The organism is Streptomyces thermoviolaceus, assembly GCF_045209695.1.
Lineage (GTDB): Bacteria > Actinomycetota > Actinomycetes > Streptomycetales > Streptomycetaceae > Streptomyces > Streptomyces thermoviolaceus.
Window position 1 is genome coordinate 3,823,448 of sequence record NZ_CP109280.1, and the last position, 21,645, is coordinate 3,845,092.

At 73.3% G+C, this 21,645-nt stretch carries 17 protein-coding genes, 1 other RNA gene and 1 pseudogene; 18 read left to right on the plus strand and 1 reads right to left on the minus strand.

All coding sequences use genetic code 11. The annotated features are described in order from the left end of the window. Positions 1–86: 86 nt before the first annotated feature. The 3 genes from OG899_RS16765 to OG899_RS16775 all read left to right on the plus strand — a co-directional run bounded on the left by OG899_RS16765 (position 87) and on the right by OG899_RS16775 (position 3,624). On the plus strand, positions 87–1,322 hold the full coding sequence (locus OG899_RS16765) for a serine/threonine-protein kinase (RefSeq protein WP_125498726.1): 1,236 nt from the start codon (positions 87–89) through the stop codon (positions 1,320–1,322). Positions 1,323–1,387: 65 nt separating this feature from the next. Continuing rightward, complete coding sequence (gene prfB, locus OG899_RS16770; RefSeq protein WP_125498727.1) at positions 1,388–2,503, plus strand: peptide chain release factor 2; 1,116 nt, start codon at positions 1,388–1,390, stop codon at positions 2,501–2,503. A gap of 296 nt (positions 2,504–2,799) precedes the next feature. Further along, the gene (locus OG899_RS16775) at positions 2,800–3,624 is read left to right on the plus strand and encodes a hypothetical protein (RefSeq protein ID WP_406311077.1); all 825 of its coding nucleotides are present in this window, start codon (positions 2,800–2,802) and stop codon (positions 3,622–3,624) included. A gap of 178 nt (positions 3,625–3,802) precedes the next feature. Here the strand turns inward: OG899_RS16775 and OG899_RS16780 are convergent, their stop codons facing one another. Beyond that, entirely contained in the window at positions 3,803–3,994 is a 192-nt protein-coding gene (locus OG899_RS16780) for a hypothetical protein (protein WP_125498730.1), read from the minus strand. Positions 3,995–4,290: 296 nt separating this feature from the next. Here OG899_RS16780 and ftsE point away from each other — a divergent pair, with 296 nt between their 5' ends. The 15 genes and pseudogenes from ftsE (at position 4,291) to OG899_RS16855 (ending at position 21,247) form a co-directional block, all read left to right on the plus strand. Continuing rightward, the gene (gene ftsE, locus OG899_RS16785; RefSeq protein ID WP_125498732.1) at positions 4,291–4,980 is read left to right on the plus strand and encodes a cell division ATP-binding protein FtsE; all 690 of its coding nucleotides are present in this window, start codon (positions 4,291–4,293) and stop codon (positions 4,978–4,980) included. Between the two features lie 37 nt (positions 4,981–5,017). Further along, positions 5,018–5,935 (plus strand): permease-like cell division protein FtsX, encoded by a 918-nt coding sequence (ftsX, locus tag OG899_RS16790; protein WP_168131955.1) that lies wholly within the window; start codon positions 5,018–5,020, stop codon positions 5,933–5,935. 68 nt (positions 5,936–6,003) lie between these two features. After that, on the plus strand, positions 6,004–7,188 hold the full coding sequence (locus OG899_RS16795; protein ID WP_125498735.1) for a S41 family peptidase: 1,185 nt from the start codon (positions 6,004–6,006) through the stop codon (positions 7,186–7,188). 77 nt (positions 7,189–7,265) lie between these two features. Then, complete coding sequence (gene smpB, locus OG899_RS16800; protein ID WP_125498737.1) at positions 7,266–7,745, plus strand: SsrA-binding protein SmpB; 480 nt, start codon at positions 7,266–7,268, stop codon at positions 7,743–7,745. Positions 7,746–7,941: 196 nt separating this feature from the next. After that, positions 7,942–8,342, plus strand: a transfer-messenger RNA (tmRNA) gene (gene ssrA, locus OG899_RS16805). Between the two features lie 343 nt (positions 8,343–8,685). Beyond that, positions 8,686–9,741, plus strand: coding sequence for a translation initiation factor IF-2 (locus OG899_RS16810; RefSeq protein ID WP_229814037.1), 1,056 nt, complete (start codon positions 8,686–8,688; stop codon positions 9,739–9,741). Further along, a pseudogene (locus tag OG899_RS16815) lies at positions 9,741–11,962 on the plus strand (glycosyltransferase). Before OG899_RS16810 ends, OG899_RS16815 begins: the two are co-directional and overlap by 1 nt. Before the next feature lie 14 nt (positions 11,963–11,976). Then, the gene (locus OG899_RS16820; RefSeq protein WP_185867888.1) at positions 11,977–13,143 is read left to right on the plus strand and encodes an acyltransferase family protein; all 1,167 of its coding nucleotides are present in this window, start codon (positions 11,977–11,979) and stop codon (positions 13,141–13,143) included. 249 nt (positions 13,144–13,392) lie between these two features. Next, complete coding sequence (locus OG899_RS16825; protein WP_125498740.1) at positions 13,393–14,769, plus strand: NarK/NasA family nitrate transporter; 1,377 nt, start codon at positions 13,393–13,395, stop codon at positions 14,767–14,769. A 91-nt stretch (positions 14,770–14,860) separates the two neighbouring features. Beyond that, entirely contained in the window at positions 14,861–16,021 is a 1,161-nt protein-coding gene (locus OG899_RS16830; RefSeq protein WP_125498742.1) for a uroporphyrinogen-III synthase, read from the plus strand. A 165-nt stretch (positions 16,022–16,186) separates the two neighbouring features. Then, positions 16,187–16,369, plus strand: a complete 183-nt coding sequence (locus tag OG899_RS16835) for a DUF397 domain-containing protein (protein ID WP_125498743.1) — start codon at positions 16,187–16,189, stop codon at positions 16,367–16,369. A gap of 123 nt (positions 16,370–16,492) precedes the next feature. Next, positions 16,493–17,104: an ABATE domain-containing protein gene (locus OG899_RS16840; protein WP_125498744.1), complete on the plus strand. Its 612-nt coding sequence runs from the start codon at positions 16,493–16,495 to the stop codon at positions 17,102–17,104. A gap of 250 nt (positions 17,105–17,354) precedes the next feature. Further along, positions 17,355–17,936, plus strand: coding sequence for a sigma-70 family RNA polymerase sigma factor (locus tag OG899_RS16845; protein WP_189427986.1), 582 nt, complete (start codon positions 17,355–17,357; stop codon positions 17,934–17,936). Further along, positions 17,933–18,742: a zf-HC2 domain-containing protein gene (locus OG899_RS16850; protein WP_125498748.1), complete on the plus strand. Its 810-nt coding sequence runs from the start codon at positions 17,933–17,935 to the stop codon at positions 18,740–18,742. The genes OG899_RS16845 and OG899_RS16850 overlap by 4 nt, the downstream gene beginning before the upstream one ends. A gap of 105 nt (positions 18,743–18,847) precedes the next feature. Beyond that, positions 18,848–21,247 carry a UvrD-helicase domain-containing protein gene (locus tag OG899_RS16855; RefSeq protein WP_185867887.1) on the plus strand — a complete coding sequence of 800 codons (2,400 nt, stop codon included), beginning with the start codon at positions 18,848–18,850 and terminating at the stop codon, positions 21,245–21,247. Positions 21,248–21,645 lie beyond the last annotated feature (398 nt).

Genomic DNA, 21,645 nt, shown 5'->3' on the forward strand with positions numbered 1-21,645 from the left:
CCGACGGGTGAGTTCCGCCCGCGCGGGGAATGCCACGCTCGCCGCACGCGTAGCTTTGTCGGCAACACGCCTGTACAGGAGCAGACTTGGCACGGAAGATCGGCAGCCGGTACACCGCCCACCAGATCCTGGGACGGGGCAGCGCCGGCACGGTGTGGCTCGGCGAGGGACCGGACGGCCCCGTCGCCATCAAGCTGCTGCGCGAGGACCTGGCCTCGGACCAGGAACTCGTGGGCCGCTTCGTGCAGGAGCGCACCGCCCTGCTGGGGCTGGAGCACCCCCACGTCGTCTCCGTGCGCGACCTCGTGGTCGACGGCGACGACGTCGCCCTGGTGATGGACCTGGTCCGCGGCACCGACCTGCGCACCCGCCTGGAGCGGGAGCGCCGGCTCGCCCCCGAGGCGGCCGTGGCGATCGTGGCGGACGTGGCGGACGGGCTGGCCGCGGCCCACGCCGCCGGGGTGGTGCACCGGGACGTCAAACCGGAGAACGTGCTGCTGGACATGCAGGGCCCGCTCGGCCCCGGCGGCGCGCATCCGGCGCTGCTGACCGACTTCGGTGTGGCCAAGCTCATCGACGCCCCGAAGCGCACCCGCGCGACGAAGATCATCGGCACCCCCGACTATCTGGCCCCGGAGATCGTGGAGGGCCTGCCGGCGCGCGCCGCGGTGGACATCTACGCCCTGGCCACGGTGCTGTACGAGCTGCTGGCCGGCTTCACACCGTTCGGCGGCGGGCACCCCGGCGCGGTGCTGCGCCGGCATGTCACCGAGACGGTGGTGCCGCTGCCCGGCATCCCCGACGAGCTGTGGCAGCTGATCGTGCAGTGCCTGGCGAAGGCCCCGGCGTCCCGGCTGCGCGCCTCGGAGCTGGCGACGCGGCTGCGGGAGCTGCTGCCCGCCCTCGCCGGGCTGCCCGCGCTGGAGGTGGACGAGCCGGACGACGACCCGGTGGAGGAGCCCCCGGAGGAACCGCCGGCGCAGGCGGCTCCGGCCGCCGGGGCCCCGGCACGGCGCCGGGGAGCGGTGTCCCTGGTGCCGGGCACCAAGCCGGACTCCAACCGGGACACCCACACCTCGATGCGGGTGCCCGCGCCCGACGAGCTGGCCGGCGGCGCCCGCGGCACGGCCCGCGCCCCGCGCACCCCGGGCACACCCCGCCCCGGCTCGGCCCGCCACCGCACCGCGGCCCGGCGCCGCCGGATCACCCTGTCCGTGGCCGGGCTCGCCCTGGTCGCCGCGGTGGGCGCGGGCGCCTGGTGGGCGACCTCCGCGGACGACACACCCCCGGACGCCCCCCACTCGGCTCCTGCGGTGCCGTAGCGCCCGCCCGGGGCGGTCCGCCGCGCCCGGCGCTCCCCGGTTGGCGGAGCCGTTACGCTGGAGGCGTGGCAGTCGTCGACGTATCCGAAGAGCTGAAGTCCCTCTCCTCGACCATGGAGTCGATCGAGGCCGTTCTCGACCTCGACAAGATGAGGGCAGACATCGCCGTGCTCGAGGAGCAGGCGGCCGCGCCGTCCCTGTGGGACAACCCGGACGAGGCGCAGAAGATCACCAGCCGGCTCTCCCATCTCCAGGCCGAGGTCAGGAAGGCGGAGGCGCTGCGCGGGCGGATCGACGATCTCGCGGTCCTCTTCGAGATGGCCGAGGAGGAGGACGACCCGGAGACCCGCGCCGAGGCCGAGGCCGAACTCGCCGCCGTGCGCCAGGCGCTGGACGAGATGGAGGTCCGGACGCTGCTGAGCGGCGAGTACGACGCCCGTGAGGCGCTCGTCAACATCCGCGCCGAGGCCGGTGGTGTCGACGCCGCCGACTTCGCCGAGCGGCTGCAGCGCATGTACCTGCGGTGGGCCGAGCAGCACGGCTACAAGACCGAGGTGTACGAGACCTCGTACGCCGAGGAGGCCGGCATCAAGTCGACCACCTTCGCCGTGCAGGCGCCGTACGCGTACGGCACCCTCTCCGTCGAGCAGGGCACCCACCGGCTCGTGCGCATCTCGCCCTTCGACAACCAGGGCCGTCGGCAGACCTCCTTCGCCGGTGTCGAGGTGCTGCCCGTCGTCGAGCAGTCCGACCACGTCGACATCGACGAGTCCGACCTGCGCATCGACGTCTACCGGTCCTCCGGCCCCGGCGGCCAGGGCGTGAACACCACCGACTCCGCGGTGCGCATCACCCACCTGCCCACCGGCATCGTCGTCTCCTGCCAGAACGAGCGTTCGCAGATCCAGAACCGGGCCACCGCCATGGCCGTGCTCCAGGCCAAGCTGCTGGAGCGGCGCCGCCAGGAGGAGCAGGCCAAGATGGACGCCCTCAAGGGCGACGGCGGCAACTCCTGGGGCAACCAGATGCGTTCCTACGTCCTGCACCCGTACCAGATGGTGAAGGACCTGCGCACCGAGTACGAGGTCGGCAACCCGGAGGCCGTGTTCAACGGTGAGATCGACGGGTTCCTGCAGGCCGGAATTCGCTGGCGCAAGCAGCAGGAGCAGCAAGCAAAGTAACTTTGTCGACAAGGCAACCGCCGCCTTCGGGGCGGCGGTTGCCTTTTTCGTCCCCGCTTGCCGGGGCTTCGCAGCATGCTCACATCGCTCTTCGCGCCGCAAAGAGCACGTACCAGGACATCGCGCTCGCAACGGCCTTGACGTTGCTTTGATTTACCGGGAGGGTAAAGCGCGGCATGCGTGTCTCTGGGGCGCATGTGAACCGGGGGGCTTGCGTCATTGTTCAGCTACCTCCGTCGATCACGGCCCCCGCGCGCGGCCTCACAGACCATCCAGCTACTGGGGGTAGCAACTACATGACGAAGAAGACGCGGATCCGGGTCGCGAGGATAGCCGCCGGCGCCGTGATCGCCGCCGGTGCCTCGCTGACCGCCGCGGGTGCGGCGTCGGCCGCGGGCCTGGAGATCGGTGTGGGCCTGGGCACCGACGGTGTCTCCGCCAAGGTCGCCGTCACCGGCGACGACCCCACGTGCGACATCGGCACCAACCCTGAGTGCGAGGACGACGAGCCCGGCACCCCGGGCGGCGACGAGCCGGGCAACCCGGGTGGTGGCGACGACGAGCCGGGCAACCCGGGCGGTGGCGACGACCAGCCGGGCAACCCGGGCGGTGGCGACGACCAGCCGGGCAACCCGGGTGGCGGTGACGACCAGCCGGGCAACCCGGGCGGTGGCGACGACCAGCCGGGCAACCCGGGTGGCGGTGACGACCAGCCGGGCAACCCGGGCGGTGGCGACGACCAGCCGGGCAACCCCGGTGGTGGCGACGACACCCCCGGCACCCCGGGTGACGACGACACCCAGGCCCCGGGCATCCCGGGCGGTGACAACGGCGCCGGCAACGGCGGTGGCAGCGACACCTCCGGCGGCGGTTCGAACACCAGCCCTGACGGCAACAGCACCGTCCCCCAGGAGCAGGGCTCCTCGGCCCTGACCGACACGGGCTCGGTCACCCCGGTCAGCAACACCACCCCGCAGGGTGAGGGCAGCGGCAAGCAGCTCGCCGAGACCGGTGCCGGTCAGACCGCGTTCCTGCTGGTCGGCGCCGCCACGATGATCGCGGGTGGCATCGGCTTCCGCGTGCTGCCGCGCATGATGGCCGGCCGCGGCGCCGCCGCCTGAGCGCACCCCGTCACAGCCGTCCGTGACGGACGGCATCCGTAGGCCTACGGAAAGCGCCCGGCGCATGACGCCCGAGGGGCCCGGAGCACACGCTCCGGGCCCCTCGTCGCACGTTCGGTGGAGACAGGCGGGCCGCTGTCCGCCGAACGGGCGTCCCGCCCTGCCGGCGGAACGCGCCTCACACGGTCTGGTGCGCCAGCAGCGCCACTGCGGCGATCAGCACCACCAGCAGCGCGATCAGCGCCATCGGGTTCCAGCCCGCGAATCCGTACTCCTGCTGCAGCCGCTCGCGGTTCGCGCGGCACACAGGACACCGGCCCTCGCTCACGGGCGCCGCGCAGTTCGCGCACACCAGCCGGTCGTACGTCATGCGCTCGCCCTCCTTGCACCGGTTCCACCTGTTCAACGCTCGCGCGCACGCGAACGTTCCCTCCTCCACCATGCCAGGTTCCCCGGAAATCAGCGCGTGATCCCCCGAGGAGCCCGCCGAGCGGGGGCCGTCCGGACGGCCGGGGGCGGCCCGGGCCGGCCCGCGGGGCGGCCGGAGGTCCGGCAGGGTGCGGACATAACGCCCAACTGTCCCGCAACCCCCACCAGCGCCTGCGCCCGCACAGCCGACTCGCGTAATGTCACGCTCATCTACCCCCGGCGACACGTGGTGCATCCGTGATCCGATTCGACAACGTCACCAAGGTCTACCCCAAGCAGTCCCGCCCCGCTCTCAGGGACGTCTCCCTGGAGGTCGAGAAGGGCGAGTTCGTGTTCCTCGTGGGCTCCTCCGGTTCCGGAAAGTCCACCTTCCTGCGGCTGATCCTGCGCGAGGAGCGGGCCACCCACGGCCAGGTGCACGTCCTGGGCAAGGACCTCGCGCGGCTGTCCAACTGGAAGGTGCCGCAGATGCGCCGCCAGTTGGGAACGGTGTTCCAGGACTTCCGCCTCCTGCCGAACAAGACGGTGGCCGAGAACGTCGCCTTCGCCCAGGAGGTCATCGGCAAGTCCCGGGGAGAGATCCGCAAGTCCGTGCCGCAGGTGCTCGACCTCGTCGGGCTCGGCGGCAAGGAGGACCGGATGCCGGGCGAGCTGTCCGGCGGTGAGCAGCAGCGCGTCGCCATCGCACGGGCCTTCGTCAACCGCCCCAAGCTGCTCATCGCCGACGAGCCCACCGGCAACCTCGACCCGCAGACCTCCGTCGGCATCATGAAGCTGCTCGACCGCATCAACCGGACCGGTACGACCGTCGTGATGGCGACCCACGACCAGAACATCGTGGACCAGATGCGCAAGCGCGTCATCGAGCTGGAGAAGGGCCGCCTCGTCCGCGACCAGGCGCGTGGCGTCTACGGCTACCAGCACTGACGGAAGAGTCCACGTCGGAAAGGCTTGACCCAAGGCCATGCGCGCCCAGTTCGTCCTGTCGGAGATCGGTGTCGGTCTCCGCCGCAATCTGACGATGACCTTCGCGGTGATCGTCTCCGTAGCCCTGTCCCTCGCGCTGTTCGGCGGGTCGCTGCTCATGAGCGACCAGGTCGGCAAGATGAAGGGCTACTGGTACGACAAGATCAACGTCTCGATCTTCCTCTGCAACAAGAACAACGCCGAGAGCGACCCCCAGTGCTCCAAGGGCGCGGTCACGGAGGACCAGAAGAAGGCCATCCTGGCGGACCTGAAGAAGATGCCGGTGGTCGAGAAGGTCACCTACGAGTCGCAGGACGAGGCCTACAAGCACTACAAGGAACAGTTCGGCGACTCCCCGCTGGCCTCCGCCATCACCCCGGACCAGATGCAGGAGTCGTACCGCATCAAGCTGAAGGACCCGCAGCAGTACCAGGTCATCGCCAGCGCCTTCAACGGACGCGACGGCGTGTACTCCGTGCAGGACCAGAAGGACATCCTGGACAACCTCTTCAACCTGCTCAACGGCATGAACTGGGCCGCCCGCATGGTGATGGCGCTGATGCTCGTCGTGGCGCTGATGCTGATCGTCAACACGGTGCGCGTCTCGGCGTTCAGCCGGCGCCGCGAGACCGGCATCATGCGCCTGGTGGGCGCCTCCGGCTTCTACATCCAGGCGCCGTTCATCGCCGAGGCCGCCGTGGCCGGGCTCATCGGCGGCGTACTCGCCTGCGCGTTCCTCGCCATCGGGCGGTACTTCATCATCGACCACGGCCTCGACCTGGCCCACAAGCTCACCCTGGTGAACTTCATCGGCTGGGACGCCGTCCTCACCAAGCTGCCGCTCATCCTGGCCACGAGCGTGCTGATGCCCGCGTTGGCCGCGTTCATCGCGCTGCGCAAGTATCTGAAGGTATGACACTCGCCTCGACGGGCCGTACGGTCAACACGCCGTGCGGCCCGTCGCCGTTGTCTAGACTCACCGCCATGCCAGGCCGTGACCTGTTGTTCTGTCAGCCCCGCCGCCCGCGCGCCGGGGCCGCTCTGACGCTGGTCTTCGCCGGTGTGCTGCTGACCGGGGCGGCGACCGGCTCCCTGCCCGGCTCCCGGCCGCAGGCGACCCGCCCCCAGACCTCCGGCGCCACCGGTCCGGCCGCGTCCACCGTGGCGCAGCAGGACGTCGCCAGGGCCGCGGCCGAGGCCATGGCCGAGGGCAAGTCCCCCCTGGAGGCCGCCGAACGGGCCGTCAGCCGCAGCGGCGACCGGTGGGCCGCGGTCTACTCCCGCGACGACTACGAGGAGTTCCAGGAGGCCCTGGACGGCCGGTACACCGGGGTCGGTCTGTCGGCCCGGCGCGAGCGGGACGGCCGGATCGACATCACCCGGGTGCGGCCGGACTCGCCCGCCGCCCGGGCGGGCATCCGCAAGGGCGACCGGCTGCGCAGCGTCGACGGCCGGACGGTGGACGGGCTGCCCGTCACCGAGGTGGTCTCCCTGCTGCGCGGCGACGCCGAGGACGCACCCGCGGGCACCGCCGTCACCCTGGGGCTGGAACGCGACCGGCGCACCTGGACGACGACCGTGCGCAGAGCCCGGCTGTCGACCGACCCGGTCGCGGTGAGCCGGCTCTCCGGCCATGCGACCCTCGTGCAGATCTCCGCCTTCACCAAGGGGGTCGGCGACAGCGTCCGCACCGCCGTGCGCACGGCGCCGCCCGGCGACGGCGTCATCCTGGACCTGCGCGGCAACTCCGGCGGCCTGGTCACCGAGGCCGTCGCCACGGCCTCCGCCTTCCTCGACGGCGGCCTGGTCGCCACCTACGACGCCGACGGCCGGGAGCACATGCTGCGGGCCCGGCGCGGCGGCGACACCGCCCGGCCCCTGGTCGCGCTCGTCGACGGGGGCACCATGAGCGCGGCCGAGCTGGTCACCGGGGCCCTGCAGGACCGCGGCCGCGCGGTCGTCGTGGGCGCGCCGACCTTCGGCAAGGGCTCGGTGCAGATGCCGCGCCGACTGCCCGGGGGCTCGGTCGCCGAGCTGACCGTCGGGCACTACCGCACCCCCAACGGCCACACCGTCGACGGCCACGGCATCACCCCCGACGTGCCCGCGGACGGCGATGCGCTGCGCCGGGCCCGCACCGTCCTGGCCGGCCTCGGCCAGTCCCGCTGAAGCGGGCCGCCGACCCGCGCCCACGAGGCCGTGTTCGCTCCCGCATGCCCGCTGCGAGGTGCGAAAATGACGGCACTATGGCAAAGGAAAAAGGGCGCAAGCTGATCGCGCAGAACAAGAAGGCGCGGCACGACTACCACATCCTCGACACCTACGAGGCCGGGCTGGTCCTCACCGGCACGGAGGTGAAGTCGCTGCGCCAGGGCCGTGCCTCGCTGGCCGACGGCTTCGTGCAGCTGGACGGACACGAGGCGTGGCTGCACAACGTGCACGTGCCCGAGTACAGCCAGGGCACGTGGACCAACCACAGCGCCCGCCGCAAGCGCAAGCTGCTGCTGCACCGGGTGGAGATCGACAAGCTGGAGGCGAAGTCCCAGCAGACCGGGCACACGATCGTGCCGCTGTCCCTGTACTTCAAGGACGGCCGCGCCAAGATCGAGATCGCGCTGGCCAAGGGCAAGAAGGAGTACGACAAGCGGCAGACGCTGCGCGAGAAGCAGGACCGCCGCGAGGCGGCCCGTGCGATGGCCGCGGCCCGGCGCCGGCAGCGGGTCTGAACAGGGCGGCGCGACCGGGCACCGTCCGCGGACCGGCCGGACGGCGACGCCGGGACGTCCCGGCGCGGGAGGGGACGGAATATGCTGGCATCAGCGGGCGTTGGTCACGTACGATGTCCCGTGCACCGCGAGCCGGTGCGATGCCCTTCTCGCAAGGGTGTGCGCCCCCTCGTCGGAGGGTTTGAAAAATCAACATGGGGATGATCGGTTTCGACAGCGGCTGTTGAAGCAGGGGAAGCGTGCCGAGGAAGCGGCCATGATCTCGTAAACCACAGGCCGAAAAAAATAATCGCCAACACCAAGCGCGATTCCTCCCAGCAGGCCTTCGCCCTCGCTGCCTGATCTCAGGTAGCGACCGCGAGCCTCCTATCACGGGAGTGTCAGCCCGGGGCTGTTCCCGACCCGGATCCTGGCATCAGCTAGGGAACTCCACCTCGATCCCGGTCACGGGGTGAAGAGGGAAACCACACAGTGACTGAGCCCGTCGGAGACTTGTCCGCGTGATCTCCGGGGCCGAGAAAAGCGAAGCGGACTGCGCACGGAGAAGCCCTGGTTCTGCACCGTTGGACGCGGGTTCGATTCCCGCCATCTCCACTCACACCCCATGTGGGCAAGGCCCTGTCGCCCGGCGCGACGGGGCCTTTGTCATGTCCGGCGGCCTTGTGGCAGTGCCCGGCGCCCCCCTGCCCATGCCCGGCAGCCCGCGCCCAGGCCCGCCGCAGGTGTCGTCCCTGAAGGGAGGCATTCGGGGGCGCATCGATCATTTCCGTTCAGCATCGGGCTTCTCGGCGTGCGCCGGCGTGCGCGGGCGTACGTTCATCTGCACCGAGCAGGGTGGGAACACGGGGGCGCTCGGGCAGGTGGGGGCCTGTCCCGGCGGCGTGGGCTCGGCAGCCGCAGGCGCACCCCGGAACACTCCCGTGGGGGGAGCTACGTGCACGTGACGAAGGGGCCGGAGCCGGCCCGACCCGAATGGCCCGAGGCCGGTGCGGCGGGGGGAGCCGATGTCGAGGCCCAGACGTTCCCGGAGACGGGCGCCCTGACGGCGGCCCGCGTCGAGGACCCCTGGGACACCCGGCACTGCCGGGATCCCCGGACCGAGGAGCCGGGCACGCCGAACAAGGCGAACAAGACGGACAAGGCGAACAAGCACGCGGCGAACAGGGCGAGCAGGCCGGACATCGGATCCGTCGCCGAGAAGTCCTCCGCATGGACCGTCCGGCCGGAGGGGTCGCAGCGAGAGAAGCGGTTCGGCGCCGGTGCGCACCGCCCGGTGTTCGTCGACGTCTCCGGCCGCCGCAGCCGCCGTGTCCGCCGTCTCGGCATCGCGGTCGGGGTGGCCTGTGCGGGCTACGCCGTCGTCATCGTCGCCACCCTCGTCTCGGGCAACTCCACCGCCCCGTGGCTTCCGGTGCCGGGCCAGGGCGGCGACCGGCCCGCGAGCACGGCGGACACCACCCCGGAGCCCTCGCGCTCCGCCGGCCCGTCGGGCACCGGCGGCGGCGTGCCCGGTGCGCCCGCCCCGGCCGGCGCACCGCGGACGTCCGCCCCCGCGGCGGCCGGAGCCCGGCCCGAGCCCGGCACCACCCCGACCGGGGCGTCCGCCGGTCCCAGTCACCCGGGCACCTCGGCCGACCCCGGATCCGCCGCCACCGCCACCGGCGGCCCGCACCGGCCCTCGGCCGGCGTGCGCACCCCGGCGACCCGGCCGACCAGGCCACCGGTCGGCACCTGGCCCGCTCCGACGGCGCCCGACGGCGGCGGTACGCCCACCGACGGCACCCCCGTACCACCGGACCCCAGCGGCACCGGACCCGGCGGGGACGGCCCCGGCAGCGTCGCGACCGGCCCGGGCAGTCCGGTGCCCGTCACCACGGCACCGCACCCGACCACGACCCCCGGTGCGACGACCGGCCCCGGCCCCACCGCAGGGCCCGGCCCGTCCGGCACCCGGACGCCGTCCCCGCCCCCGTCCGCGTCGGGAGTCGTCGCCTGATGGCCCGCCTCCGTCCGAGGCCCGCCGCCCACGACGCCCGTGCCGCCGCCCGCACCCGCCGCCCACCGCGGCGCCTGCCGCTGCGGCTGCTGGTGCCCGCACTGCTGCTGGCCGCGCTGATGGCGATGCTGATGCTGCGCGGCTATGTGCACAGCGAGATCCTCGCCGACCACCGGATCCGCCCCGAGGCCGCCACCGACCGGGTGCCGCAGCGGATCCTGGACGGCGGCCCGGTCATCGACACCCGGCACGGACAGGCCACCAGCCTGCGCATCCCCGACCGCCGACTGGTCCTCACCTTCGACGACGGCCCCGACCCGACGTGGACGCCGAACGTGCTGGACGTGCTCAAGAGGCACCACGCGCACGCGGTGTTCTTCGTCACCGGCACCATGACCTCGCGCCACCCGGACCTGGTGCGGCGCATGGTCGCGGAGGGGCACGAGGTCGGCCTGCACACCTTCAACCACCCCGACCTGTCGTACCAGTCCGAGCGGCGCATCGACTGGGAGCTGTCGCAGAACCAGCTCGCCCTCACCGGTGCGGCCGGGGTGCGCACCTCGCTGTTCCGGCCGCCGTACTCCTCCTTCGCCGACGCCATGGACGACCGGTCCTGGCCGGTGACCCGGTCCGTCGGCCGGCGCGGCTACCTCACCGTCGTCAACACCCTCGACAGCGAGGACTGGCGCAGGCCGGGCGTGGCGGAGATCGTCCGCCGGGCCACCCCGAAGGGCCACGAGGGCGCCGTCGTCCTCATGCACGACTCCGGCGGCGACCGGCAGCAGACCGTGCAGGCCCTCGACCGCTATCTGCCCGCACTCCAGGCCCGCGGCTACCGGTTCGACAACCTCACCGAGGCCCTGGGAGCCCCCAGCGCGCTCACCCCGGTCACCGGCGCCGAGCTGTGGCAGGGCAAGCGTGGATCCTCCTGGTGCAGGCCGCCGAGCGGATCACCGACGCCCTGGTGGTCTGCCTGGCGGTGGTCGGCGCCCTGGTCCTCGCCCGGTTCGCCCTGATGGTGCTGCTCTCCGCCGTGCACGCCCGGCGCCGCCGCCGGGGTCCGGGATGGGGACCGCCGGTCACGGATCCGGTGTCGGTCGTCGTCCCGGCGTACAACGAGGCCACGTGCATCGAGAACACCGTGCGTTCGCTGATGGCCGGCGAGCACCCCGTGGAGGTCGTCGTCGTGGACGACGGCTCCACCGACGGCACCGCCGACCTCGTCGAGGCCCTGGACCTGCCCGGCGTCCGCGTCGTCCGGCAGCGCAACGCCGGCAAGGCGGCCGCCCTCGACAGGGGCGTCGCCGAGGCGTCCCACGACCTGATCGTGATGATGGACGGCGACACGGTCTTCGAACCGTCCACCGTCCGCGAGCTGGTGCAGCCCTTCGCCGACCCGCGGGTCGGTGCCGTCGCCGGCAACGCCAAGGTGGGCAACCGGAACTCGCTCATCGGGTCCTGGCAGCACATCGAGTACGTGATGGGCTTCAATCTCGACCGCCGCCTGTACGACGTGCTGCGCTGCATGCCGACCGTCCCCGGCGCGGTCGGCGCCTTCCGCCGCTCCGCCCTGGAGCAGGCCGGCGGCCTGAGCGACGACACCCTCGCCGAGGACACCGACCTCACCATGGCCCTGCACCGCGCCGGCTGGCGGGTCGTCTACGCGGAGAACGCCCGCGCCTGGACCGAGGCGCCGCAGACGGTCCGTCAGCTGTGGTCCCAGCGCTACCGGTGGTCCTACGGCACCATGCAGGCCCTCTGGAAACACCGTGGCGCGTTGCTGGACCGCGGACCCTCCGGCCGGTTCGGCCGCGTCGGCCTGCCGCTCGTCGCCCTGTTCATGGTCGTCGCCCCGCTGCTGGCCCCGCTGATCGACCTGTTCCTCGTGTACGGGCTGGTCTTCGGGCCCACGCAGAAGACGATCGCCGCCTGGCTCGGCATGCTCGCCGTCCAGGCCCTGTGCGCCGCCTACGCCTTCCGCCTGGACCGCGAGCCCATGATCCACCTGGTCTCGCTGCCGCTGCAGCAGATCCTGTACCGGCAGCTGATGTACGTGGTGCTGCTCCAGTCCTGGATCACCGCGCTGACCGGCGGCCGGCTGCGCTGGCAGAAGCTGCGCCGCACCGGCGTGCTGCGCGCGCCCGGACCGGCGCGGCCGGCACGGCCACGACAACCGGCGGACGCGACGAGCACCACCGCACCCGGGAGCGGCGTGGCATGACCGAGACCCGTGGCATGACCGAGACCCTGGCGGCACGGACCGCCCCCGACCACTCCCCGGCCCCCGGCCGCGACCGGTACCTGGACCTGCTGCGCGCCCTGGCCCTGCTCCGGGTGGTGCTCTACCACCTGTTCGGCTGGGCCTGGCTGACGGTGCTGTTCCCCTCCATGGGCGTGATGTTCGCGCTGGCCGGCTCCCTGATGGCCCGCTCCCTGGAGCGCCGCCCGGCGCCCGGCGTGCTCCGGGGGCGGCTGCGCCGCCTGCTGCCACCGCTGTGGGCGTTCGCCGCCGTCCTGCTCCCGCTGCTCCTGCTCGCCGGCTGGAACCCGATGCACGGCCCCGACTCCGGTGGCATCACGGCCCTGGCCGGGCTCCTGACCTACCTCGTCCCCCTCGGCGCCCCGCCCTACCCGGAGCACCTCGGCTCCGCCTCCGGCCCGCTGGGCACGACCTGGGCGGCAGACGCGGCCGGCCCGCTGTGGTACCTGCGGGCCTACCTGTGGTTCGTGCTGGCCTCGCCCCTGCTGTTGCGGGCCTGGCGCCGCGCCCCGTGGCCCACCCTGCTCGCCCCGCTCGCCCTGGCCGCGGTGCTCGGCACCGGCCTGGTGACCCTCCCCGGCGAGGCGGGCGACGCGGTGACGGACTTCGCGGTCTACGGCGCCTGCTGGATCCTGGGCTTCGCCCACCACCAGGGAGCACTGCGGCGCGTCCCCCGCTCCCTGGCGGTGTCCGGCGCGACGTTCCTCATGGCGGCCGGCCTGGCGTGGGCCGCCGGACACCGGGGGGACAGCGGCTGGGACCTCAACGACATCCCCCTCGCCCAGGCCCTGTGGTCCTTCGGCGCCGTGGTGGTCCTGCTGCACTGCGCCCCGTCCTGGCGGCGGCTGCCGGACCGGCTGCGCCGCTTCGACGGCCTGATCACCCTGGCCAACAACCGCGCGGTGACCGTCTACCTGTGGCACAACCTGCTCATCACCGCCACCGTCCCGCTGCTCGACCAGGTCTACCGGCTGCCGCTCCTGCGCGGCGAGGAGGCGGCCGCCGTCCTCGACGCCGGCAGCGGCCTGTGGATGTGCGTCCTGGTGTGGCCGCTGCTCGGCGTCGCGATCCTCGCCTTCGGCTGGGTCGAGGACCTCGCGGCACGCCGCCGACCACGTCCGTGGCCGGCAGGCAAGCGCTGAGACCGGCCGGGGCAGACACTCGCACCGGCCGGGGCAGACGCTGCGACCGGTCGCAGGCACGCACTCGCTGCGACAAGCCGCCGGGCGCCGGGCCCGGCCCTCTCACCGCCCCGCCCGGGACGGTGAGAGCAACGTTCCCTCGCGGTCACCCGCCGCCACAGCAAGGAAACGCGCCCTTTCTAGCGTCGGTTCGAGTCAGTCGACGGCAGGTCGACACCGGACCGAGCAGCCGGAGCCCGTGGAGGCGCGATGACAGCCCGAGCCCCGATCCCCCCTCGCCGCACAGGACGCTGGATCGAACACTGGGACGCGGAGGACGAGGAGTTCTGGAGGACGACGGGACGCCGGATCGCCCGCCGGAACCTGTGGTTCTCCGTGCTGTCCGAGCACATCGGCTTCTCGGTGTGGACCCTGTGGTCCGTGCTGGTGCTCTTCATGGGCCCGGAGTACGGCCTCACCGCCGCCGACAAGTTCCTGCTGACCTCCCTGGTCACCCTCGTCGGCTCCGTCGTCCGCGTCCCCTACACCTTCGCCGTGGCCGTCTTCGGCGGCCGCAACTGGACGGTGATCTCGGCCGCCCTGCTGCTGGTGCCGACGGTCGCCGCCTTCGCCGTCATGCACCCCGGCACCTCCTTCACCACCTTTGTGTGGGTGGGGCTGCTCGCCGGCATCGGCGGCGGCAACTTCGCCTCCTCCATGACCAACATCAACGCCTACTTCCCGCTGCGGGAGAAGGGCTGGGCGCTCGGCCTCAACGCCGGCGGCGGCAACGTCGGCGTGGCCGCGATCCAGCTGGTGGCGCTCGCCGTGATCGCCGCGAACGGCGGGCCGCGCGTCCTGCTGGGGATCTACATCCCGCTGATCGTGGTGGCCGCCGTGTGCGCCGCCCGCTGCATGGACAACCTGGCGACGGTGCGCAACGACACCGGCGCCGCCGCGGACGCCGCCCGCGACCCGCACACCTGGATCATGTCGGTGCTCTACATCGGCACCTTCGGCTCCTTCATCGGCTACAGCTTCGCCTTCGGGCAGGTGCTCACCGGCCAGTTCGGCCGGACCCCGCTGCAGGCCGCCTACCTCACCTTCGTCGGCCCGCTGCTCGGCTCGCTGATCCGGCCGCTCGGCGGCCGGCTCGCCGACCGCTACGGCGGCGCGCGCATCACCCTGTGGTGTTACGTCGCCATGGCCGCCGCGACCGCCGGACTGATCGTGGCGAGCATGCGCGCCTCGCTGCCGCTGTTCGTGACCGTCTTCGTCGCCCTGTTCGCCCTCAGCGGGCTCGGCAACGGCTCCTCCTACACCATGATCCCCGGCATCTTCCACGCCAAGGCGCTGTCCCGGGGACTTCAGGGAGAGGCCGCCACGGCGTACGGCCGCCGCCTGTCCGGTGCCGCCATGGGACTGATCGGCGCGGTCGGGGCGCTCGGCGGGGTCGGCATCAACCTCGCCTTCCGCCAGTCCTTCCTCTCCTCCGGCTCCGGCACGGGCGCGTTCGTCGCCTTCCTCGTCTACTACGCCGTGTGTTTCGCGCTGACCTGGGCCGTATACCTGCGTCGACCGGCCGGGCGGACCGTGACTACCGTGACGACAGGAGCGGAACCGCGCCTGGAACACGCCGAGGCGTGACGTAACACCGGCGCAATGCGGCGGAACCGAGCCTGTCACACGCTGTTGACAGGCTCGGATGCCGGCGGATGCCGGTCAGCTAGGAGAGTGCATGCACGACGAACAGCAGGCAGCCGGGCGGCTCGAGCCGGGGCCGCTGGCCGGGTTCACCGTGGGCGTGACAGCCGCTCGCCGGGCCGACGAACTGATCGCGCTGCTGCAGCGACGCGGCGCCGACGTCGTCCATGCGCCCGCCCTGCGGATCGTGCCGCTCGCCGACGACAGCGAACTCCTCGCCGCCACGAAGGAGATCATCGACCGGGCACCCGACGTCGTGGTCGCCACCACCGCGATCGGCTTCCGCGGCTGGGTGGAGGCCGCCGAGGGCTGGGGACTGGGCGACGGACTGCTGGACCGGCTCCGCCGGGCGGAGCTGCTGGCCCGCGGCCCCAAGGTCAAGGGCGCGATCCGCGCGGCCGGGCTGACCGAGGAGTGGTCGCCGTCGTCGGAGTCCATGGCGGAGGTCCTGGACCGGATGCTCGTCCAGGGCGTGGACGGCCGCCGGGTCGCGGTCCAGCTGCACGGCGAACCGCTGCCGGGCTTCGTGGAGTCCCTGCGGGCGGCGGGCGCCGAGGTCGTCCCGGTGCCGGTCTACCGCTGGATGCCCCCGCAGGACCTCGGCCCCCTCGACCGCCTGCTGGACGCCGCCGCCTCCCGCGGCCTGGACGCGGTCACCTTCACCAGCGCACCGGCCGCCGCGTCCCTGCTGGCCCGGGCCGAGGAGCGCGGCATGCTGCCCCGGCTGCTCCAGTCCTTCGCCCATGGGGTGGTGGCCGCGTGCGTCGGCCCGGTCACCGCGGTGCCCTTGCAGGCACGCGGCGTGGACACGGTGCAGCCCGAACGCTTCCGTCTCGGCCCGCTGGTGCAGCTGCTCTGCCGCGAACTGCCGTCCCGCACCCCGTCGTTGCCCGTGGCCGGGCACCGCCTGGAGATCCGCGGCCACGCGGTCCTCCTCGACGGCGAGCTGCGCCCGGTCCCCCCGGCCGGCATGGCCCTGCTGCGCGCCCTGGCCCGGCGCCCGGGCTGGGTCGTCTCCCGCGCCGAGCTGCTGCGCGCCCTGCCGGGCGCGGGCACCGACGAACACGCGGTGGAAACGGCCATGGCCCGCCTGCGCACGGCCCTGGGCACCCCCAAACTCATCCAGACGGTCGTCAAGCGCGGCTACCGACTCGCCCTGGACCCGGAGACGGAGGGGAAGTACGGGGAGGAGTAGGGGCGACCGAAGCTGCGTCCCACAGATACGTGACCTGCTGGAATCCGCCGGGCACGTGCGCGGCGTCGCCCTTCGGCCTTCCCCGCGCGGCCCGCGTGCGCGCGCCGGCGTCCGCCCCGATCCGTGTCATCCCCTCGCCCGAGACCTCTGAGGAGCACCCCCGCCATGCAGGACCTCGGCCGGCAGACGTCCACCCACAGCGGTGACGGCACGAACGGTGTCGAGGTCGCCACCACCCCCACCACCGTCCACGTCCGGGACTCCAAGACGCCCACCGCTCCTCGTCTCACCGCCGCACCCGCCACCTGGGCGGAGTTCCTCCCCTACGTCGCGAGGGCCGGGGCGTGACGGACGTCGGTGCGGCGGTCAGGTGGCCGTGAGGACCGACCGGTTCAAGGGGTTCCGGCCGCCGGGGCGGGCAGGCACTGTGGGAGAGGGAATGCGCACCCTGTCCTAGGTGGTGACAGGAACATGGCTGCGGTGACGGCTGTCACGGCCCCGTACGGACTGCGGTTCGACGCCGGACGGATCTGCCTGGACCTGCTGGCCACCGCGCATCCCGGCGAACATCTCGGTTCCCTGCCCGCGTTGCGCGCCTGGATCACGGGCGCGCACCTGGTGCCGCCGGGCACCTCGTTGACGCACGCCGACGCCTCCTGGCCGCCCCGGTTCCGTGAACTGCGGTACGCCATCGACCGGTTGGTGCGGACGCAGCTCGCCGCGGGCACCGTGGACACCCGGCCGTGCGACCTCGCGCTCGCCCGCGTCAACGCGCTGGCCCGACCGGCGCCGCCGGCACCCCGCGCGGTGCGCGGCGGGGACGGCACCCTGGTGCGGGTGCTGGACGGCCCGCCCGGGTGCACGGCGCTGCTCGCGGCCGTGGCACGGGACGCGGTGGACCTGCTCACCGACCCGGTCACCCGGTCCGCGCTGCGCCAGTGCGCGGGCGACAACTGCCCGATCGTCTACCTGGACACCTCGCGGGGCCGGCGCAGGCGCTGGTGCTCCAGCGAGGTGTGCGGCAACCGGGAGCGGGTCGCCCGTCACCGCCGCCGCGTGGCCCGCGCCCGCGCGGGCCGCTGAACCACCGGGGCACACATGTGTGCCGCACATCACGGTGGCGGCGCACGTCTCGTCGCTCACATGCGGGTGGACGGCCGAGGAGAGCCGGGCGACGGTGTCCCGGTACTTCCTCTTGTCGCCCGGTTCGCGGCGCACACTCCGGCCGTCCCCCGGACCGTCGGGACCGTCCACCGATCCCGTTGAACATCCCGGCCCGTGCGTCCGTACCCGTCCCTGAGCGAGCGACCGAGGGAGCCGCCGGACACCGGAGGTGGGCGTGGGCAAGGATGCGGCCGTGGCGAGGGAGCGTGGGCCCGGGGCCCGGCGACGCGTGCCCGTGTCCTCCTCGGAGCCCGACGAGGAGCTGATGCGTGCCCTGTACCGGGAGCACGCGGGCCCGCTGCTCGCCTTCGTGCTCAGGCTGGTCGCGGGGGACCGGCAGCGTGCCGAGGACGTGGTGCAGGAGACGTTGATCCGGGCCTGGAAGAACGCCGAGCGGCTCGACCGGGCCGGCTCGGTGCGGCCCTGGCTGGTGACGGTCGCGCGCCGCATCGTCATCGACGGGCACCGCAGCCGGCAGGCCCGGCCGCACGAGGTCGACCCGTCACCGCTGGAGGCGCTCCCCGCGGAGGACGAGACCGACAAGGCGCTGTGGCTGATGACGCTGTCGGACGCGCTGGAGGACCTGACCCCGGCGCACCGTGAGGTCCTGGTCGAGACGTACTTCAAGGGGCGTACCGTCAACGAGGCGGCCGAGATCCTGGGCATCCCCAGCGGCACCGTGCGGTCCCGGGTGTTCTACGCCCTGCGGTCGATGAAACTGGCACTTCAGGAGCGGGGGGTGACGGCATGACGAGGTCCGGTGCGGACGGTCGGGGCGAGCCCGGTTCCAGGCGGGTGAGCCCGGCCGCGGACGTGCACGAGACGGTCGGTGCCTACGCCCTCGGCATCCTCGACGACGCCGAGGCGACCGCCTTCGAGGAACACCTGGCCGGGTGCGAGTGGTGCGCGCGGCAGCTGGAGGAGCTGGCCGGGATGGAGCCGGTGCTGGCCGCGCTCGCCCAGCGGCCCGGCCCCGGCGGCACACCCTCCGCCGGTGCGTCCCTGTCCGCCGGACCCGGCCCGCGGCCGGTGGAGCAGTTGCTCGACGAGGTCGCCGCCCGCCGGGCCCGCCGGCGTCGGCGCGCCCGGTACCTGGTCGCGGCCGCGGTGGCGCTGATCGTGGGCGGCCCGCTGACGGTGTACGCGGTGCAGGCGACGGACCGCGGCGACTCGTCCACGGTGGCCGCCGAGACCTCCGCACAGGCCGCGTTCCGGCAGATGCCCGACAAGGTGTCCGCCACCGACCCGGCCACGCACGTCACCGCCACCGTGGCGCTGGCGCCCAGGGCGTGGGGGACCGATGCCGTGCTGCGGCTGGAGAACGTCACCGGCCCCGAGCGGTGCACCCTCGTCGCCGTCGGCCGCAACGGCGAGCGGGAGACGCTCACCACCTGGTCCGTGCCGGACGGCGGCTACGGCGTGCCGGCGGGCGGCTCGGCCGGCAAGACCGAGGAGCCGTTGTACGTGCACGGCGGGGCGGCCCTCGGCCCGCAGCAGATCGAGCGCTTCGAGGTGATCACTGCGGACGGCAGGACACTCGTGCAGGTCCGCGCCTGACCGCCGCCCCGCCGCCAGGTGCGGGCACCGGTGGGGTCCGGCTTTCGCCGGTGGGTCCCCTTCGCGTACGGTTGACGGCTGCCCAGCACGTCAGAAGGGGGCCCGGTGGCCGCTCAGGCTCAACAGGAAACCGCGGTCGGATCGGTTCACGGCACAGCGCACGAGGCGGCGGACGACTCGGTGCGCGACCGGGAGATCCGCGGGGAACAGCGACACCTGGACCGGGTGTACCGGCGGCTCGAGGAGAAGATCCAGGAAGCCGAGTTCCTCATGGAGGACGCGGCCCGCCGCGGCCAGATCGGCACACCCGGCGCCCTGGCCGAACGCGACGCGCAGGTCTTCCAGGCGGGCGTCCACCTCAACCGGCTCAACAACGAGTTCGAGGACTTCCTCTTCGGCCGGATCGACCTGCTGCGCGGCAAGGACGGCAAGAAGGGGCCCGACGGGGCGTACACGGCGGTGGAGCCCGCCGAGGGCGCGGTGCGCGCCGACAACACCGCCGACATTGCCGAAACGTTGCACATCGGCCGGATCGGCGTCCTCGACGAGAACTACTCTCCGCTGGTCATCGACTGGCGCGCGCCGGCCGCGGCCCCGTTCTACCGGGCCACGCCCGTCGAGCCGGGCCGGGTCGTGCGGCGGCGCGTGATCCGGTCCAAGGGGCGGCGCGTCCTCGGGGTCGAGGACGACCTGATGCGCCCGGAACTGACCGCCTACCTGGACGGCGAGGAGCTGCCCGCGGTCGGCGACGGCGCGCTGATGGCCGCGCTGGGCCGCTCCCGCGGCCACAGCATGCGGGACATCGTCGCCTCCATCCAGGCCGAGCAGGACCGCGTGATCCGCGCGCCCGCCGCCTCCGTGACGTACGTCGAGGGCGGGCCGGGCACCGGGAAGACGGCGGTCGCCCTGCACCGGGCCGCCTACCTGCTCTACCAGGACCGCCGCCGGTACGCGGGCGGCATCCTGATCGTCTCGCCGACCCCGCTGCTGGTCGCGTACACCGAGGGCGTGCTGCCGTCCCTCGGGGAGGAGGGGCAGGTCGCCATCCGGGCGCTGGGCTCGCTGGTCGACGGCGTGGAGGCCACGCTGTACGACACGCCGGCCGTGGCCCGGATCAAGGGCTCCCTGCGGATGCTGAAGGTGCTGCGCAAGGCGGCGCGGGGCGCGCTGGAACTCGGACCGGGCGCGGGCGCACCGGCAGGACAGCTCGCCTTCGACGACACCGCCGCGGACGACGCGGACACCGCGGCCCCCGCCGGGCCGCCGACGCGGCTGCGGGTGGTGGCCTTCGGCCGCCGACTGGAGCTGGACAGCGGCGCACTGGACCGCATCCGGCGCACCGCCCTGGGCGGCACCGCACCGGTGAACCTGCTGCGCCCGCGCGCCCGCCGGCTGCTGCTGGACGCCCTGTGGGAGCGATCCGGGGCGGCGGCCCGCACCACCGACCCGGAGCTGGCGGCCGAGCTGCGTGCCTCCTTCGACGAGGAGGTCACCGCCGAGGACGACTTCCAGACCTTCCTCGACGCCTGGTGGCCGGAGCTGACCCCGCGGGCTGTGCTCGCCGCGATGGCCGACGAACGGCGGCTGAGCCGCTGGGCGCGCCGCGTCCTCGATCCGGGCGAGGCGCGCGAGGTCGCCCGCTCCCTGAAGCGGGACGGCTGGTCGGTGCACGACGTGGCGCTGCTCGACGAGCTGCAGGCGATCCTCGGCACCCCGGCCCGCCCGCGCAGGAAGCGGGAGATCGATCCGCTGGACCAGCTCACCGGCCTGGAGGAGCTGATGCCGGTGCGCGAGGAGACGCAGCGGGAGCGGGCCGAGCGGCTGGCGCAGGAGCGCACCGAGTACGCGCACGTCATCGTGGACGAGGCGCAGGACCTCACCCCGATGCAGTGGCGCATGGTGGGCCGCCGCGGCCGGCACGCCACCTGGACCGTGGTGGGCGATCCGGCCCAGTCCTCCTGGTCGGACCCGGACGAGGCCGCCGCCGCCCGCGACGAGGCCCTGGGCACCCGGCCGCGCCGCCGCTTCGAGCTGACCGTGAACTATCGCAACCCGTCCGAGATCGCCGAGCTGGCCGGCAAGGTGCTCGCGCTGGCCATGCCGGGCTCCCGGCCGCCGTCGGCGGTGCGCTCCACGGGCCTTCGGCCGCGGTTCGCGGTCGCCGGCCGGAAACTGGGCGACACGGTGCGGGCGGAGGCCGCGCGGCTGCTGCGGCGGGTGGACGGCACCGTCGGCGTGGTCGTCGCCATGGACCGCCGCGAGGAGGCCCGCCGCTGGCTGGCGGGGCTCGGGGACCGTGTGGTGGCGCTGGGCAGCCTGGAGGCCAAGGGACTGGAGTACGACGCCACGCTCGTCGTCTCCCCGGCGGAGATCGCCGACGAGTCGCCGGCCGGTCTGCGGGTGCTCTACGTCGCCCTGACCCGGGCCACCCGGGAGCTGACCGTGATCGCGGGGGAGCGGGACGACCCGGACGAGCTCGGCGTGCCGGACCTGCTGCGGGACTGAGCGCGGCCACCACGGCGCCCGGTGCGGGCCGGACACCGCCGGACGCGGCGCGTCCGGGCGGGCCGCGTCGGCGGGAATGGTGCGGGGGATCCGTTTGTTAGCCTGGGTGTGGCACCGGCTCGATCCAAGCCCCCGGGCCCAACCTTTGTCGCTTCGAGCGACCACTTGCCGCGAGGCGAGCATGGCGGGCCGGTGTCATGAGCGTGCGAGAGGCCCACGTCACCGTGTGACGTGGGCCTCTTTCGCTGCCCCCGGACACCCGCCGTCGCCGCCCCGGGTCTCTCGTATCGTGGAATCCGCTTTCCGGGACCGGGCCCGCTCTGTGAACACTAAGGCCGCAACCCAGGGCGGTTACCACGTACTCGCAGGTAGGTGCGACGATCGGACGGCAGTACTTC